10 protein-coding genes are annotated in these 17,383 nt (G+C 49.1%); 7 read left to right on the forward strand and 3 right to left on the reverse strand.

Annotation, left to right across the window (positions count from 1 at the left end; all coding sequences use genetic code 11):
- Position 1: 1 nt before the first annotated feature.
- A protein-coding gene (locus tag R2103_RS06965; RefSeq protein ID WP_317530750.1) for an IS5 family transposase occupies positions 2–765 on the reverse strand; the annotation gives its coding sequence in 2 pieces (ribosomal slippage) (positions 2–450 and positions 450–765; 765 coding nt in all).
- Between the two features lie 177 nt (positions 766–942).
- Between R2103_RS06965 and R2103_RS06970 the strand changes: the two genes are divergently transcribed.
- The 7 genes from R2103_RS06970 (at position 943) to R2103_RS07000 (ending at position 13,858) form a co-directional block, all read left to right on the forward strand.
- Entirely contained in the window at positions 943–5,442 is a 4,500-nt protein-coding gene (locus tag R2103_RS06970; protein WP_317530751.1) for an Ig-like domain-containing protein, read from the forward strand.
- A 121-nt stretch (positions 5,443–5,563) separates the two neighbouring features.
- Positions 5,564–6,835 (forward strand): GNAT family N-acetyltransferase, encoded by a 1,272-nt coding sequence (locus R2103_RS06975; RefSeq protein WP_317530752.1) that lies wholly within the window; start codon positions 5,564–5,566, stop codon positions 6,833–6,835.
- A 177-nt stretch (positions 6,836–7,012) separates the two neighbouring features.
- Positions 7,013–8,056 (forward strand): MJ1255/VC2487 family glycosyltransferase, encoded by a 1,044-nt coding sequence (locus tag R2103_RS06980; RefSeq protein WP_317530753.1) that lies wholly within the window; start codon positions 7,013–7,015, stop codon positions 8,054–8,056.
- The gene (locus R2103_RS06985) at positions 8,053–9,099 is read left to right on the forward strand and encodes a diacylglycerol/lipid kinase family protein (RefSeq protein WP_317530754.1); all 1,047 of its coding nucleotides are present in this window, start codon (positions 8,053–8,055) and stop codon (positions 9,097–9,099) included. Before R2103_RS06980 ends, R2103_RS06985 begins: the two co-directional genes overlap by 4 nt.
- Before the next feature lie 371 nt (positions 9,100–9,470).
- Positions 9,471–10,619 carry an ABC transporter substrate-binding protein gene (locus tag R2103_RS06990; protein ID WP_317530755.1) on the forward strand — a complete coding sequence of 383 codons (1,149 nt, stop codon included), beginning with the start codon at positions 9,471–9,473 and terminating at the stop codon, positions 10,617–10,619.
- Positions 10,616–12,808, forward strand: coding sequence for a cache domain-containing protein (locus R2103_RS06995; protein WP_317530756.1), 2,193 nt, complete (start codon positions 10,616–10,618; stop codon positions 12,806–12,808). The genes R2103_RS06990 and R2103_RS06995 overlap by 4 nt, the downstream gene beginning before the upstream one ends.
- Before the next feature lie 36 nt (positions 12,809–12,844).
- Positions 12,845–13,858, forward strand: coding sequence for a hypothetical protein (locus tag R2103_RS07000; protein WP_317530757.1), 1,014 nt, complete (start codon positions 12,845–12,847; stop codon positions 13,856–13,858).
- A gap of 26 nt (positions 13,859–13,884) precedes the next feature.
- Here the strand turns inward: R2103_RS07000 and ftsH are convergent, their stop codons facing one another.
- Entirely contained in the window at positions 13,885–15,714 is a 1,830-nt protein-coding gene (ftsH, locus tag R2103_RS07005; RefSeq protein ID WP_317530758.1) for an ATP-dependent zinc metalloprotease FtsH, read from the reverse strand.
- A 115-nt stretch (positions 15,715–15,829) separates the two neighbouring features.
- Positions 15,830–17,167 (reverse strand): OmpP1/FadL family transporter, encoded by a 1,338-nt coding sequence (locus R2103_RS07010; protein WP_317530759.1) that lies wholly within the window; start codon positions 17,165–17,167, stop codon positions 15,830–15,832.
- Positions 17,168–17,383 lie beyond the last annotated feature (216 nt).

The raw sequence follows: 17,383 nt of genomic DNA on the forward strand, positions 1-17,383 counted from the left end.
GTTAACACAATCTGATTGCTTCGACGATGAGAGCGAAGTGGATAAAGGAGATGAAGACGACATCGAGCTTATCGAACCTGGAGAAGATGCGGCGAAATCCCTTGAGCCTTCTGAGCAATCGTTCGATCTCGTTGCGTTTTTTGTACATGGCACGGTTGTATTCCCAGGGTGACAAGCGATTTGCTTTGGGCGGAACAACCGGGATGTAACCCAAATCTAGTGCCGGTTGCCGGGTTTGGTCGCCCTCATAAGCACGATCCATCAGCAGGTAGGTGGGCGTATTGACGGGACCGAGGGAAAGCAAAAGCTGCCTGCCCTCTGGCGCATCGTGGGCGTGACCGGGCGAGAGGGCAAAGCTTATGGTTGTTCTGGAATCTGCGGCAACCAGATGAATTTTGGTGGTCCAACCACCTCGAGATTTTCCGATGGATTGGGGGCCGTTTTTTTTAACGCACCCGTACCGTCGGGATGGACTTTGATGCTGGTGCTGTCCAGCGAAACAGTTTCAATACGGATACGGATGATTTGCTGATGCTGAAGTTGCCCAAATACATGGCTCAGTACACCACTCTTTGCCCAGCGATTCATGCGGGTATAGATGGTATGCCAGTTGCCGAATCGCTTGGGCAGTCCTCGCCACTTGCAGCCATGCTCGGCAACGTAAAGAATGGCATTGAGAACTTGCAGATTGGAATGGCTGACGTTGCCACGCTGACGCGGCAGGCAGTGCTCGATCTGTTGATATTGAGTTTCGGTGATTTCCATCACCAAATTATATCAAATAGCGTTAACAGGCCCTAATCACTCAAATTAATTAATCTAAAATGTGATTTTTATCACACTCATGTCTCTTCTCATCAGTTATACTCGCTCCGCTATTCATAACAATCAACCAATTAACTTTTTCAAACGCGCGGCAATTCATTTCGGGGAGAAAATATAATGGCGGTTAATTCAGTAATCCAGAAGGCAGATTCATTTGCGCAAAACTCCAAAGCTCAGAATGATAATTTCACGGATTTAAGCAGCGGCCGTGACAGTTTCATACTGGATGTGCTGGCGAATGATCAAGGCGGTTTATTAAAAGTGTTATGGTCTCTGGATGAAGGCAGCGACGCCGGGAACGAGCCCAGCGATTTGTTGACCCGTGATAATTACGACGCGATCAACTATAGCGAATTAGGTGCACAAATTTCGATCACCAAATTTGGCAAGGTTTCTTACGTCATCACACCTGAATTGCAAGCCAAGCTTAAAGATCTATCAACCGGTGAAAGCTTAACCGATACTTTTATCTACGCCATGAAGGTCGGTCAAGGCAATAGCCCGCTGAGCTGGGCTAAGGCAACAGTGACGCTCAACGGACTGAATCATGCGCCGGAACTGACCGGAACCACCGCCATCCTGCCGAATGGAACGGAAAACACCGGCTATGAAATTCTGGCAAGCGACCTGTTAAAGGGTTTCACCGATATCGATAAGGATGAAATAGCGATCCAGAATCTGTCGGTTACGCATGGTACGCTGACCGAAACCGCAACCGGCTGGATCTTCACACCGGAAAGCAATTTTTCCGGTGATGTCGAATTAAGCTATGACATTGTGGATGGACATGGCGGAAGCCTGGGCGCGACGCTTACATTCACGCTTGAGCCTGCATTCATAGACACTACCCCACCCACACTTTATTATTCCGAGCCTGCCGACGACACAACTGAAGTTCCGGTTACCAACAATATTGTTTTACACTTCGATGAAGCAGTCACAGCAGGATCCGGCAATATTGTCGTCACTAACGGCACAGATACCCGCCTCATTGCTGTCGATGATAGCAGTCAGATCACATTCAGCGGCAGCAAGGTAATCATTAATCCCAGTACCAACTTAATACCCAATACGACCTATCATGTCGAGATTGCTAATGGGGTGATTGCCGATTATTCCGGAAATCCTTACGCTGGAATTAGTGATCCAGCAGCACTCAACTTTACGACGATTGCCGACACCACAGCACCGGCCCTGAGTTGGAGTTGGCCGACTGAAGGACAGCCATTGAAAATCGATGACAATATCACCCTGAATTTCAATGAAGAAATCCTGACCGGAACCGGCAACATCATCATCAGCAATGGAACCGATACCAGAGTCATTGCGATTGATGACGCCAGTCAAGTAACCATCAATAACTCTACCGGCTTGGGCATGCTCAATTACGGTTCAATCACCATCAATCCTACCGAAGATTTAATTATTAATTCTACCTACAGCATCCAGATTGCTCCTGGTGTGATTACCGATACATCGGGCAATGCTTGGGAGGGAATCACTGGCGGACTGAGCTTCGGCACGATCGGCCCCGGTCCGCTTTTATCTTGGAGTAATCCTGGGGACGATATCGCTGATTTTCAGATAGACAACACGATTGAATTATTCTTCGATGAGATAGTTAAACCGGGCAGCACAGGCAATATTACCATCAGCAATGGTACTGACACGCGCATCATCTCGATCAATGACAGCAGCCAAGTAACCTTTGATGGCTATAGTGGCATAATGATCAAACCCACTACCGATTTGGTCCCCAACACGCATTACAGTATCAAGATCGATAGCGGCGCTATCACCGATCTGAGCGGCAACCCGTACGCCGGAATCGGCGACGACACTACGCTTGATTTCTCCACAGTTACGAGTGAACCCCTGCTGGATGGGAGTTATCCTGGTGACGGCTCCACCGATTTCCAAGTGGATCAAAATATCCTACTCTATTTTAATGAGCAGATTCAGTCTGGCGGCAGCGGCAATATCATCATTAGCAACGGTCCCGATACGCATACAATCGCGATCAATGACAGCAGCCAAGTAATCTTTGATGGTTACAATGGCGTAATGATCAATCCTGCTACCGATTTAGTACCCAACACGCATTACAGCATCAAGATCGATAGTGGCGCTATCACCGATCTGAGTGGTCATGCCTATGTTGGCATTAGCGATGACACCGCACTTGATTTCTCCACTGTCACGAGCGAACCACGCTTGAACTGGAGTACGCCTGGAGATGACACGACTAACTTCCAGGCTGACGACAACATTAAACTAGCCTTCAATGAAGAGGTTCAGGCAGGCAGCACTGGTAATATCATCATTAGCAATGGTTCCGATACCCGCACCATCGCGATTAACGACGCTAGTCAGGTCACTTTCAACGGCAGTAAGATAACCGTTAATCCAACAGACGATCTGGTTCCCAATACGAACTACAGCATCCGGATCGACAGCGGTGCCGTCACCGACGTGAGTGGTCATGCCTATGCTGGCATTAATGATGACACCACGCTGAATTTTTCCACCATTTCGAGCGACCCACAGCTAATCGGCAGTAATCCCTGGGATGATTTCACCGATTTTCAAGTGGATCAAAATATCGAGCTGTATTTTAATGAGCAGATTGAGTCCGGCAGTAGCGGTAATATTGTCATCAGCAACGGTTCAGATACACGCACCATCGCGATAAACGACGCCAGTCAGGTCACTTTTGACGGTTTTAACGGTATCAGCATCAACCCGGCCGCCGATCTGGTACCCGGCACTAACTACAGCATCCGGATCGACAGCGGTGCTGTCACCGATGTGAATGGTCATGCCTATGCTGGCATTAGTGACGACACCACGCTGAATTTTTCCACCATTGCGACCGAGCCGCAGTTAACCGGAAGTAATCCTTGGGATGATTTCACCGGATTTCAATTTGATCAGAATATTGAACTCTATTTTAATGAACAGGTTAAGCCCGGCAGTAGCGGCAATATTGTCATCAGCAATGGCTCCGATACCCGCACCATCGCCATTAATGATGCTAGCCAAGTCAGCTTCAATAATTCCAATCTAGTCGTCATTAACCCGATCGCCAACCTGCTTCCCAATAGCCATTACAGCATCAAGATCGATACTGGTGCCATCACCGATTTGAACGGCCATGCATATGCCGGTATCAACGATGACACTACACTGGATTTCTCCACCATCACGGGCGAGCCTCGTCTTAATGGCAGCGATCCCAGTGACGATTCCACCGGTTTCCAAGTCGATCAAAATATCAAATTCTACTTTAATGAGCTGGTGAAGCCGGGCGATAGCGGCAATATCATCATCAGCAATGGTTCCGATACTCGCACCATTGCCATTAATGATGCCAGCCAAGTCACTTTCAGCGGTGGCAAGGTAACTATTAATCCAACAGACGATCTGATTCCCAACACGAACTACAGCATCAAAATCGATAGCACGGCCATTACCGATCTGGATGGTAATCCGTACACCGGCATCAACGACGATACCACGCTGAATTTCTCCACGACCACCAGCGAGCCGCTTTTGTCTTCGAGTACTCCGTGGGATGGTTCCACTGATTTTCCGGCTGACAACAACATTACGCTAGCCTTCAATGAAGAGGTTCAAGCGGGCAGCAGTGGTAATATTGTGATCAGCAATGGCTCCGATACCCGCACTATCGCCATTAACGACGCCAGCCAGGTCACTTTCAACGGCAGTAAGATAACCGTTAATCCAACAGCCGATCTGGTTCCCAATACGAACTACAGTATCCGGATCGATAACGGCGCTATCACCGATCTGGAAGGTAATGCTTACGCAGGCATCAGCGATGACACGACGCTTGATTTCTCCACCATTACAAGCGAGCCTCGTCTGTCTAGTAGCAATCCTGATGACAACTCCAGCGATTTCCAAGTAAACGGTGATATTCAATTGTTTTTCAATGAAATAGTTCAAGCCGGCAGCAGCGGCAATATCGTTATCAGTAACGGTTCGGATACGCGCACCATCGCGATTAACGATGCCAGTCAAGTCACTTTTAACGGCAGCAAGGTAGCTATCAATCCAACAGCCGATCTGGTTCCCAATACGAATTACAGCATTAAAATCGACACCGGCGCCATTACCGATTTAGCCGGCAATTCGTACGCCGGCATCAGTGACGATACGACGCTCAACTTTACGACATTATCCAGCGACCCGCTATTGACAGGCAGTTCGCCGATGGATGATGCTGTCGATGTTGCGGTGGGTAGCAACATTAACCTCTACTTCAATGAAGAGATAAAACCGGCAAACGGTAACATTGTGATCAGCAATGGTTCGGATACACGGACGATTTCAATCAATGATTCCAGCCAGGTTACATTCAGTAGCAGTAAATTCGGCGGCAATCAAATCTTTATCGATCCGGCAGCCGATTTGGTTCCCAATACGACTTATCATATTGAAATTGATGCCAGCGCAATCACCGATACCGCTGGAAATTATTACGCCGGAATCAGCGATGACACCACGCTCAATTTCACGACAACCGATACGCTTGTTACGCCGCCAATTGTGGGTGTGGCAGGTATTGGCGATCTGGTTTTTCCAGTTCTCTAACGCTTAAGTTGCACCCTATCAGCAGTATCATCGCGGTTGGATGACACTGCTGATAGTACATAACAAAGGCAATCGCCTGCAATTTTGCCAACACCATGCCTCATTGACTCAGAATCTCCTCATGCGACAAATTTCAGAAGCCCTGCAACGCGCTGTCCGCCATCAGCAATCCGGGCAGTTTTCCGAAGCGGAAGCGGTTTGCCGCCAAATTCTTGCCGCACTGCCGGATCAACCCGACACACTGCATCTGCTCGCGGTTATTTATGCCCAGAGCAAGCGTTTTACGCAAGCGAACGATAATTTCCGCAAAGCGATCACCTTAGCGCCCACACGCGCCGATTTTATCGGCAATTATGCCAATGCGTTATGGGAACAAAGTTCGATCGAAGAGGCCATCGATTATTGCGAACGCTCGCTCGCCATCAATGCCAATCAAGCCGAAGTGCTCAATGTATTGGGCAATGCGCTGATGGTGCAAAATTGCCATGAGAAAGCGGCAGAAAGTTTCCGCCGGGCGCTCCAATTGCGTCCGCGTTATCCGCATGCGCTCAACAACCTGGGCAATGCGTTGCAAAAAATGAACCAGACCGCGGAAGCGATCCCCTGCTATCAGCAAGCGATAGAATTACAGGGAGATTACTCGGAAGCCTGCAATAATCTGGGCCAAGCGTTAAAAAACCTGGGAAGAATCGATGAAGCCAGAGCCCAGTTTCATAGAGCATTACAGTTAACCCCCAACTTCAACCAGGCGCGCAACAATCTTGCCGAAGTCGATTCCTGCTGGCTGGAACCGCTAGAAGGAAAAAAATTATTCCTGCGCCGTTACGAAGCACAAGACGCTGCCTACTTACGGTACTGCCACCAAAATAATGATTTCATGACGTTGTACAATCAATACATTCCGCGCCATCAACCGGTCGGCGAATTGGCTGCAAAATTGCATCAGACACAAGCATTGCATCCTTGCCAGACTAAATCCGTCGACTGGGTCATCTTCCGCAAAAATACCGGGCAACCGGCCGGTATCGCCAATCTCGTCGACATCAACTTATCGCATCGCCGGGCAGAATTTCTGATCGGATTGCCGGATTCTGAAGATCGCACTCGCGGCATCGCACTCGAAGCGACCTTATTGGTTCTGGACTATGTATTCAACCGGGTCAAATTAAACAAATTGATCGCCCATGTTTACGCGCACAATACCTTTTCCCAGAAAAACATTGTAGCGCTCGGATTTACGCAAGAAAGTTATTTGCGTGAACATCTGATGGACCCGCATGGCAATCTTCTGGACGTGTATGGCAATGGTATGACCATGCGCGATTTCCATTCCAACCCAAGAATTTCCAAACTCTCCATTCGTACACTTGGCCGCGATATTACCGTCGTATAAGCGGCGATTATCTGTAATTTTCTAAGTTTTCCAGCCCTTCAGCACGCTCGATGTAATCCGCCGAACTGTCATTTTTCTGTCATGACAGCTTGCTACACTCTGCCCGATTTAATAAAACCCTGACACATCCAGGTTTCAAATCACCATCGCAGATATCCATTGAGGAACTGGAACACCATGAAAATTTTTTACGGCATCCAAGGAACAGGCAATGGCCATATCACGCGCGGCCGCATCATGGCGCGTGAGTTGCAAGCAGCGGATCTCGAAGTCACTTATTTGTTCACGGGCAGGCCGCAAGACAAGTTTTTCGCGATGGACGTTTTCAACGGCCATCAGTGGCGCGAAGGACTGACATTCGCTACCCATAAAGGCAAAATCAATCACCTGAAAACCGTATGGCAATCCAAACCGCTCAATTTTCTCAAGGACATCCGGCAACTGGATTTGAGTACTTACGATCTGGTCATTTGCGATTTTGAACCGGTAACCGCTTGGGCAGCGCGCAGGCAAAACAAAAAAACCGTTGGCATCTGTCATCAATACGCGTTCCAACATGACATACCGCGCGCAGGTCATGATCCGGTTTCCGAAGCCGTATTGAAAAATTTCGCGCCGGTTGATTTAAGCATCGGCTTGCATTGGCATCATTTCGATCAACCCATTCTGCCTCCGGTGATTGAGACACCTTTTATTTCCGAACAGATTCAAAAAAACAAAATTGTCGTTTATCTGCCGTTTGAAGATCAGCAGTACATCATCAAACTGTTCGCACGCTTCAAAAATTTCGAGTTCTTCATCTATTCCCCGGAAGCGTCGCCTTCTCAGCATGCGCATATTCATTGCAAACCCTTGTCGTTGACCGGATTTCAGCAGGATTTGTCGGATTGCGCGGGCATCATCTGCAATGCCGGTTTTGAATTGGCCAGCGAAGCATTGCAATTAGGTAAAAAAATCCTGGTAAAACCCGTGCATGCGCAAATGGAACAAGCTTCCAATGCAGCAGCGCTCAGCCTGCTGGGTTATGGTCAGATGATGCAAACCGTCGATGCCAAACGTATTGAGCAATGGCTCTACGAAACTAAAGCAATCCGTGTCACTTACCCGAACACTGCCAAACATCTGGTGCAATGGATCAAGGACGACATGCCGCCGGTCGATCGGCCGTGGTGCGATCGAATCTGGTCGGAAGTCAATGTCATCCCGGTTGAATTATCGTGAATTTGAACAAACACGCTGGAATTAACCCGCACATTTCATCCATGAACGACAATCATTTGTTTCAACCCAATCCGCTGCTGCTCAAAATACCCGCGCCGGAAAAAATCCTGATCATTTTTAACCCGATATCCAGCGCTGGCAATACCGAGGCGCTCGCTCATCAACTGGCAGCGGCGCTGTCCCGGCAAGGCAAGCATACTGAAATTTGTCCCTCCGAGAAAAAAATGAAGGGCTATACCCGCATCGTGGATAACATTTCGTCCAGTGACCTGGTCGTTGTGGTGGGCGGTGACGGCACTATCCGGAAATTATTGGATCTGCTCAACAAAACAACCACGCCGGTGTATGCCATACCGGGTGGAAACGAGTCGCTGTTTGCGCGTTCCTACGCCATGAGCACCGAAGCGGACGATTTGCTCCAGGCCATCGCTTCCGGCGTTTGCTTGCAGCAGTTTTACGGTTTGATCAGCGGCCAGGGCATTCGCGGCGAGAAACCTTTTTTTCATATGGCTTCAATGGGATTGGATTCATTAACGGTCAAGAACATCGGTAAAAGAAAAGGCCCACTCAACGATTCGATTTATCTCTGGCATGGACTGAAAGCGCTGTGTTCATTGCATCACCCTACCGTCTCAGTGAATGTCGATGGCGAACAAGTCGTCGACCATGGCTCCGGCTATGTCATCGTAGCCAACAATTCGGCCTATGCGAAAAACCTGCAACTCGTGCCGAGCGCCGATCCGTCCAAAAACGAATTGGTTGTCGGGTTTCTGCCGGGCGCCCGGCCGCAGCATGAATTGGTGAAGGCCATGCGCATTCTGCAACAAAAACCCGCCAACCTCCCCATGCAGTATTTCAGCGGCAAGCACATTGCTTGCACGTTGCACGACAAGGCCTATCCGCTACAGGTCGATGGCGACTATTTCCGCAATCGCGACATCGAAGCCGAAAGCACCGTTGTATTCAGTGTCAGTCAACGGCCCATCCGGGTATTAATTCCACCCGCTCTGAATACAACCGCATTGCGCGTCAGCGGCGACTGATTCCCTACCTTTATTGGTTTTACTACCACAGATTCTTAATTGACTGTTCTCCAATGAGAATCCCGGATTCACGGGATTCTCCTCATACCGTGCAAGCACTACCAGCAATACCACAAGCTGGATTCAATAATTCCACCCGCTGCTGAAGCCTTTGGCATTACCTGCATGGCTTTGATGCATGCTATTGATAAAACAGCTGGAATGGTTTCTATGTCGCGACAGATATGATATGGTATCGCATTTAAGGTTGAAACAATCTAAGATACAGAATGTTAGTCGATAGAGTTAATCATACACTCGAAATTAAACCAAACCATCGATCAAGCCAAAATAATACCGGCAGCGCAATCCTTCTCATCTGAATAACCAGCATGTTTAAATCCATCCCGATAAAGAAAATAACCCTTTTCTATACACAATGTTGCGCCTATATCGTTGTGCTCTGCTGGTGCAGTCTTGCGCATGCCGAACCCATAGCACTCGGTATGAGCACTTCGCTCAGCGGCCCCAATCAGCTATTGGGACGCGCCATGTACCTGGGTATGAATGCTTTGTTCGAGGAAATCAATCAGCAAGGTGGTATTCGCGGCCGCATGATTAATCTGACCGTACTCGATGATGGGTATGAGCCGGATAGTGTCAAGGTGAACACGATACAGTTGATTGATCAGCATAAAGTCATCGCCATCGTCGGTAACGCCGGCACGCCGACGGCCGCGATTGCCGCACCCATCGCCAATGCACGTGGTGTGGTATTTTATGGCGCTTTCACCGGCGCCGATTTATTGCGCAAGATTCCGCCCGATCCTTATATATTCAATTTCCGCGCCAGCTACCGGCAAGAAATGGAGTTGATCGTGCAGGATATTTTGGATCGCGGTATTTCTCCGTACCGCATTGCACTCTTTTTGCAAGATGACACGCTGGGACAGACTGGCTTCGATATCACCAAAGCCGTCTTGGAGCAATCGGGCTTCAAGCATACCGACCGGCTGCTGGTCACGTACTACCCGCGCAATTCCTTAGCGATACAAAGCGCAATCAAAGCGATGATTCAGGCAACACCGAAGCCCGAAGCGATCATCATTGTGGGCGCATATCAACCCGCCGCGCAGTTTATCCGCTTTTCTCACCGCATTTTCCCCAATGCGCGGTTTTATAACTTATCCTTTTCCGCCGCTTCGTTATTGGCCGATGCCCTACCCGGCATCCATGGACGAATCTATATGACCCAGGTGGTGCCGCCCGCAGAAACCGGCTCCGAGGAGCAAGACTTCATCTGGCGCGAAGGCTATCTTGCGGCGCAGGTTCTGGTGAAAGCGCTGCAAAGCATCCCCGGTGAGATCACCGGCGACACTCTGAAACAAGCGTTGGAGAAGTTAGGATCGATTAATTTGGAAGGTTTTGGCACAGTCACCTTAAATCCCGGCGATCATCAGGCAAGCGATCATGTTTGGCTGACGCATCTGGATAAAACCCGCCAATGGAATAGCGTAAAAACTAGCGGAGAAGATAATTGAAGGTAACCCAGCAACTTGAATCACCGGAACAAGCGAAGTGGACATTCGTTTCCTGGATCAAGGCAATTCTCGGTATTTGCATGGTCATCTTCCTATGCATTTTTATTGCGTCAACCAATGGTATGGTGCAGAAATACCGCACCACCATGCAACTATCGCAACAACATGCACTGGCCACCACGCAAACCATTGCCGATTCGATTAACGATCAATTAACCGCGCTGGCTTCCGCCGCCAATGAGCTTGCGGAAAACTTACGGGAAATTTCCTGGAGCCAGGAAGCAATCGATACTGCATTGAACGAGGCGGCACTCAATCATTTTGGTTTCAATGCGTTGGGCGTGGCTTTCGATTTATACCAAGCCGACCCGCAGCTGCGTCTGTTTGCACCCTTTATCCGCCAGCAAGGCACGGCCTATCAACTGGACCGGATCGATCAGTATTATGACTACACCGGTCATGCGGCGTATAGCGCGAAAAACGGCAACAGCAAGAATGGTGACTGGTATCTGCAAGCTACCGGCGGAAGAAGCGGTTGGCTGGCGCCCTACTTTGATATGGCCTATCAGCAGCATACGTTAAAGTATGTCGTACCGTTGCAAAAAAATATGAGCGCCACAAAAGTGTCTGGCGTGGTATTTTTGGATATCGATCTGGATTGGGTCAGACAGCAAGTCGAGAACCACGATGTTGGCGATAATGGTTATGCCATCGTCGTCAATGAATTCGACCAAATTATCTATCATGGACTCAAGGGTTCCAAGAAAATTGTCAGTGATTTGAATCAAGCCATTACGCCGGCTTACTTTGCCGAATTCACGGCGGGGAAATTAGGGACAAATGAGCTCACTGGCCGCTCCGCCTGGTTCAACCGCTATCCCATTGGCGAAACCGGATGGTATGTGTTAACCGTGATGAATGCGGAAATCGGCAAGAAGCACTTGTTTGAGAACGACAACGAAAATGGCGAAGATACCCGGGTAATTCACGAATCCGATTTGATCAGCTGGATCATCAATGCTGTCGTGTTGTGCCTGCTGATTTATATCTGGATTGCGTTCATCAAACAGCAGCAATCGGTCGCGCAATTGTTACGGCATGCGTTTATCACGTCATTGCTGCTGACCGTGGGCATCGTGTCGATCTGGATCACGGAATATTACACACCTTCAGTGACCCGCAATCAATCGCTGACACTATCGAACCGCGCGATCGTCGAGCAATTTCAGAACGATTATGCCGTCGCTGCGCTGCAGGAATCAAAAACACCACCTTTTTTTGTTCCAACCGGCTTGTTCATTCAGTCAATTGAATTTCAAAACGCGACCAACGTGGCGATAACCGGCTATGTATGGCAGCGCTTTCCCAAGCACTTTGAAGAAGATATCGAGCATGGCGTCATTTTTCCCGAAGCCATAGAAACATCCATAACAGAAGCGTATGAGCACGAGGAAGGCGATGAAATCGTCAAAGGCTGGTATTTTGAAGCCACATTACGAGAGACCTTCGATTACAAAATATATCCCTTCGACCGGCAACTCCTCTGGGTACGTCTCTGGCATACCAGTTTTTCTAAAAATGTCATTCTCGTGCCGGATTTTAAATCCTTCGATAGCCTGAATCCCAATACTCTGCCGGGCGTTGAGCAGGATTTTGTTTTATCCGAATGGAATCCATCGCGGGCTTTCTTCGGCATCAAGGTGAATAAATACAACAGCAATTTCGGCGATCGTCAATTCACCAGCCACGACAAGATGCCGGAACTGTATTTCAACCTGGAAATCTCGCGCAATATTGTAAATCCATTCATTGCGCATTTATTTCCTCTGGCTGTGGTGCTATTAATGCTATACGGACTCGTTCTCACCATCTCCAAACAAGAAGCGAAACTGACATTCACCGGCTTCAATGTATCGACCATCGTCGCCGCGTGCTCGGCGCTTTTTTTCATCTTATTGATTATGCATGTGCAGCTGAGAGACGAACTGGCGGTAAATACCATTGTATATTTGGAATATTTCTACCTCGTCTCCTACATTACTATTTTGATGGTAACCGTCAATGCCGTGCTGATCTCATATGATCCGCCACTCGGGATATTGGCATTTAAGGATAATTTCATTCCAAAACTGATTTATTGGCCGATCTTGCTGACTTGGATTTTTACCATTACCGCCATTCTATTTTAACCGCTTGCCTTCAGTGCCACGATACCAGGAGCAACCATGGAAGATAATCAATCACCCGATCCTTACAAACAAACGAGTCTGAGGTATCAGCTTTACCGGGAAGCGCGGGCCATGGCCGAATACGCGCTTGCCAACGGCAAAACCGTGCCGGATAAGGTGATACGTACCATCGATACATTTACTGTACAGAGCGGCACCGCTTTGAATGACCGGATTCATGTCCGGACCGATCTGGATATTGGTGAATTGCTTGCAGCGCACTGCGCATTGGCGAGAATAGTGGAACCCGCCAAACCGAATACCATTTTGTTGCTGGATATCGAACAAGGGGTTACCGGATTCATGAAATTTCTCGGCCCGGTTTCATTGATCCGCCAAATGATGATCGCGGCTATCGTGTCGCTGATGTTATTCATCGGACTGACTTTGACCGAAGAAGTAAGCAACGACAGCGGCAATATCATGTTGCAGGATGGCTTGGAATTGCTGCTCAATCTGATGTTCTATCTGGCCGCGGCCGGATTGGGTGCTTCATTTGCCGCATTGTATAAAGCCAATACGTTTATCGCCAATGGCACTTTTGACCCCACCTATCATGCTTCCTATTGGATTCGTTTCTTTCTAGGCCTGATTGCCGGTTTGATTCTCGCCATCATGGTTTCCGAGGACTACTTCAGCAGACACTTGAGTGAAACACCTTTCCTGGAAAAAGGCATTATCCGGCCGTTGCTGGCCATGCTCGGCGGCTTCTCCGCCGACCTCACACATACGGTTTTAAGCCGCTTGGTTGAAACGATCCGGTCGCTGTTCACCGGCAGCCCGAAAGATCAGCTTGCCAACAAGAGGAAAGCCATGCAGGTGGATTTCGCCGCGCAACAAAACCAGCAACACATCAACATGGCTTCCAATCTGATCGATCTCCAGCAGGTGATCAACAGCGGCGCGACACCGGAAGAAATCAATCAGAAAATTGATCAAATATTAAAAGATGCGCTGCCTAATTCGGATATCCGGTTAAGATCCGCGGAAAAACAGGACGATGACAGTTAAATCCTCCGGTTTTCCCGCGCTGGCGCTTATGGCTGGTGCGCATACGCATGAATTGCCTGTTTTAATTGCAGGATTTCCGGTTGATTCAAGGTTTCGGTCTTGAGCAGCGCTTCCGCAGTCTGATCCAGTAAGTTACGGTTATTTTGCAAGATATTGATAGCGCGCTCCAAAGCCTGATCGACCAGCACGCGCACGGCAATATCGATTTTGTTCGCGGTTTCCTCGCTGTAAGTTCGGCTTTGCGGCAAGGCCATATTGGGTTGCAAGAAAGCTGACTGCTCACGGTCATACGCCACATTACCCAATGCCTCGCTCATGCCGTAACGCAGCACCATGGCACGCGCGATATCGGTGGCGCGCACCAGATCATCCGCAGCACCCGTCGATACCTCATGGAACACCACCTGCTCGGCCGCTCTACCGCCCAGCAGCACCGCCATTTTGTTCAGCAGTTCCGCTCGCGTCATGAGATAGCGGTCTTCCGTAGGGCGTTGGATGGTATAACCCAGAGCACCGACACCGCGCGGAATAATCGATATCTTATGCACTTCATCGGTACCCGGTAACGCAAGTGCTACCATGGCGTGACCGAGTTCATGAAAAGCGACGACACGCCGCTCGTTGGGATTGAGCAGGCGGTTACGTTTTTCCAATCCGGCCACGATGCGTTCAATGGCGTTATTGAAATCGTCCATTGTCACCGATACCGCTGCGCGGCGTGTTGCGAGTAACGTTGCTTCATTGATCAAATTCGCCAGATCCGCACCGGTAAATCCCGGCGTTAAAGCAGCGATCTGCTCGATTTTGACATCGGTATTCAATTTCACTTTTTTCGCATGCACGGCAAGAATCTGTTCGCGCCCGGTTTTGTCGGGCCGGTCCACCAGCACTTGGCGGTCAAACCGCCCGGCGCGCAACAGTGCCGGATCGAGAATCTCCGGCCGGTTGGTTGCAGCCAGCAGCACGATGCCGCTGCTGGAATCAAAGCCATCCAATTCCGCCAGGAGTTGATTCAGCGTTTGTTCCTTCTCATCGTGCCCGCCACCCATGCCACCATAAGCACTGCGGGCGCGCCCTAATGAATCCAGTTCATCGATAAAAATGATCGCTGGCGCCATTTGCCGCGCTTGTTCAAACAGATCGCGCACCCGGGCTGCACCGACACCGACAAACATTTCGACGAACTCCGAACCGGAAATGGAAAAGAACGGTACACCCGCTTCACCGGCTACGGCCCGCGCAAGCAATGTTTTTCCAGTGCCGGGCGGTCCCACTAGCAAAATACCTTTCGGTGCGCGCCCGCCCAAACGGCCATAATCCACTGGATTTTTGAGGAAATTGATAATTTCAACCAATTCTTCCTTGGCTTCATCCACACCCGCCACATCGTCGAAAGTGACTTTGGTTTCTTTTTCGACAAAAACCTTGGCGCGGCTTTTACCGATCGACATCAATCCGCTTCCCACACCGCCGCCCATTCGGCGAATCACGAACAACCAAATGCCGACAAAAATCGCCGTTGGCACGATCCACGACAGTAAATCGCGCAGCCAAGTGCTTTGCACCACGCCGGTATACACCACGTTGTGTTTATCCAGTATTTCCGCCAATTCCGGCTCCACTCGCGTGGTCACAAAATCTTTGAGCCCATCGGCATTTTTTTCTTTCAGTGTGCCAAAAATCTGATTTTGCGTTATCGCAATCTCAGCCACGCTCCCCTGCTCGAGCAAACGATGAAACTGGCTATACGGAATGGGTTTTACTTGAGTGTATTGCGAATAAAGATTCTGGATCAACAGCAAACTTAACAATGCCACAATGACATACCAGAAGTTAACATGTGTTTTTTTGTCCATTGTTCAACCTCGATTTATGGGTATGAAGAATTCTAGATGGCGCCATGACAAACGCCGTCATAAGATACCTCAAACCGGCATAAGTTTCAGCAAACCACAGGAGATACTACGCGAGTTAGAAGCGCCAATCCATTTGCAGACCGCCGATATCGATTTGCTCGGCATACTTTCCGGCGAGAACATCGGCTGTCGTACCGCGATGATTAATGCTGGCGTCATTCATGAATAAGTGCGCGTATGCGGCATGGATATTGACATTCTTCATGACGGCATAAGTCAGTCCCGCAGTCAGCCAATAGCGGCTTGCATCGGGAATACGCGGTGAGCGGTCCCGGGCATTCGGAACCGGTGTTTGATCGTAGGCAAAACCCATCCGCACGGTCCATTTATTGCTCTCGGAAAAATAATTGACGCCAAAAGCATAGCGCCAGGTATCGTTCCATTTTAGGTTTTGCACGTCATCCGATTGTGCCGATGCAAAATTGGTCCGTAGTTGCTGTACCAAACTCCAATGCGTCCACAATGCATCCGCGGAAACCGCCCAGCGCGGATTGAGACGATGCGACAAACCGAACAATACCGAATCCGGCAGCGTAACCGTCGTGCTGGTGCTGGTGTCAACGAGAATATTACCTTGCGTCAGTGCAATGGCCTTATCCGGTATCGTAAAGTTTGCATTTCCATGTATATCATGTGTAATTCTGGAGCGATAACTGACACCCAGCCGAGTGTTCTGATTGAGTGTATAAAAAGCACCGAAATTGTAACCAAACCCAACACTGTCACCCTTTAGGGAAACATGCCCATCAGCGGCTTGTGGCCGAATCCCCTGACTAACGCAAGGTGCCGGTCCGAATGCTAGAAAGCAGGCGGGGCCGAGATCAATCGCGTTGGTCAACCGGGATTGCAAATACTGGACGTTGAAGCCCGCGCCTAGCGAGAATTTATCGGTTACTTTAAAGGAAAGCGATGGATTGAAGTTTAAAGTCAGAATCTCCGAATCGAGCGCTTGATAGCGCCCTTTCCAATCCGGATCATAGCTATTGCGCGTACCAAAAGGGGTATTGAACCCGAAGCCGAAGGCCACCCGGTTTGTCAGTTCCTGCACATAATAAAAGTTCGGTACAAAAGCCAGACTGGGTGAATCGCCGCCATTACCGCCTTTCAACGGGGTTCCCCCCAAAAATGGGTTGAGATGTGAAGCGTCATTATGAAAAACCGCGGAAGGTGCAATGACATATCCCGCTGCCGAAACCAGCCGGCCGCGCACCTGGCTCATCGCAGCCGGGTTAAAAAACACCATGCTACCGTCGTCAGTGTTGGTGGGTGCACCGGAAAACGCTTGCCCCAGCTCCTTGACACTTTGCTCCATCACGGCAATGCCCGCGCCGCGTATCGCAGTGGAGACAATCAACAAACCCAAACCCGCAAACCAGAAAATACTTCGTTGCAAAGAACGATCAGTTATAGATAGCGTTTTAATAGATTAATCTCCATAATTTTCTCGATCGATTGAAAATTCACTGTTTTAATCCGGGTGATCCTTACCGTTGTAAAGGTTTTCTTTACTTACATAAAATTCAAAGTATAATTTTCTGATTCTCAATAAGAATATTCTTACGTGCGTAGAAATGAGCATTTTTCATTTGCAATCCAGACAGCATTATGT

Source organism: Nitrosomonas sp. Is24 (assembly GCF_033063335.1).
In the GTDB taxonomy this organism is placed as follows: domain Bacteria; phylum Pseudomonadota; class Gammaproteobacteria; order Burkholderiales; family Nitrosomonadaceae; genus Nitrosomonas.

Coding starts and splice junctions, on each gene's coding strand:
- R2103_RS06970 (WP_317530751.1), top strand. CDS start 943: ATGGCGGTTAATTCAGTAATCCAGAAGGCAGATTCATTTGCGCAAAAC.
- R2103_RS06975 (WP_317530752.1), top strand. CDS start 5,564: ATGCGACAAATTTCAGAAGCCCTGCAACGCGCTGTCCGCCATCAGCAA.
- R2103_RS06980 (WP_317530753.1), top strand. CDS start 7,013: ATGAAAATTTTTTACGGCATCCAAGGAACAGGCAATGGCCATATCACG.
- R2103_RS06990 (WP_317530755.1), top strand. CDS start 9,471: ATGTTTAAATCCATCCCGATAAAGAAAATAACCCTTTTCTATACACAA.
- R2103_RS07000 (WP_317530757.1), top strand. CDS start 12,845: ATGGAAGATAATCAATCACCCGATCCTTACAAACAAACGAGTCTGAGG.
- ftsH (WP_317530758.1), bottom strand. CDS start 15,714: ATGGACAAAAAAACACATGTTAACTTCTGGTATGTCATTGTGGCATTG.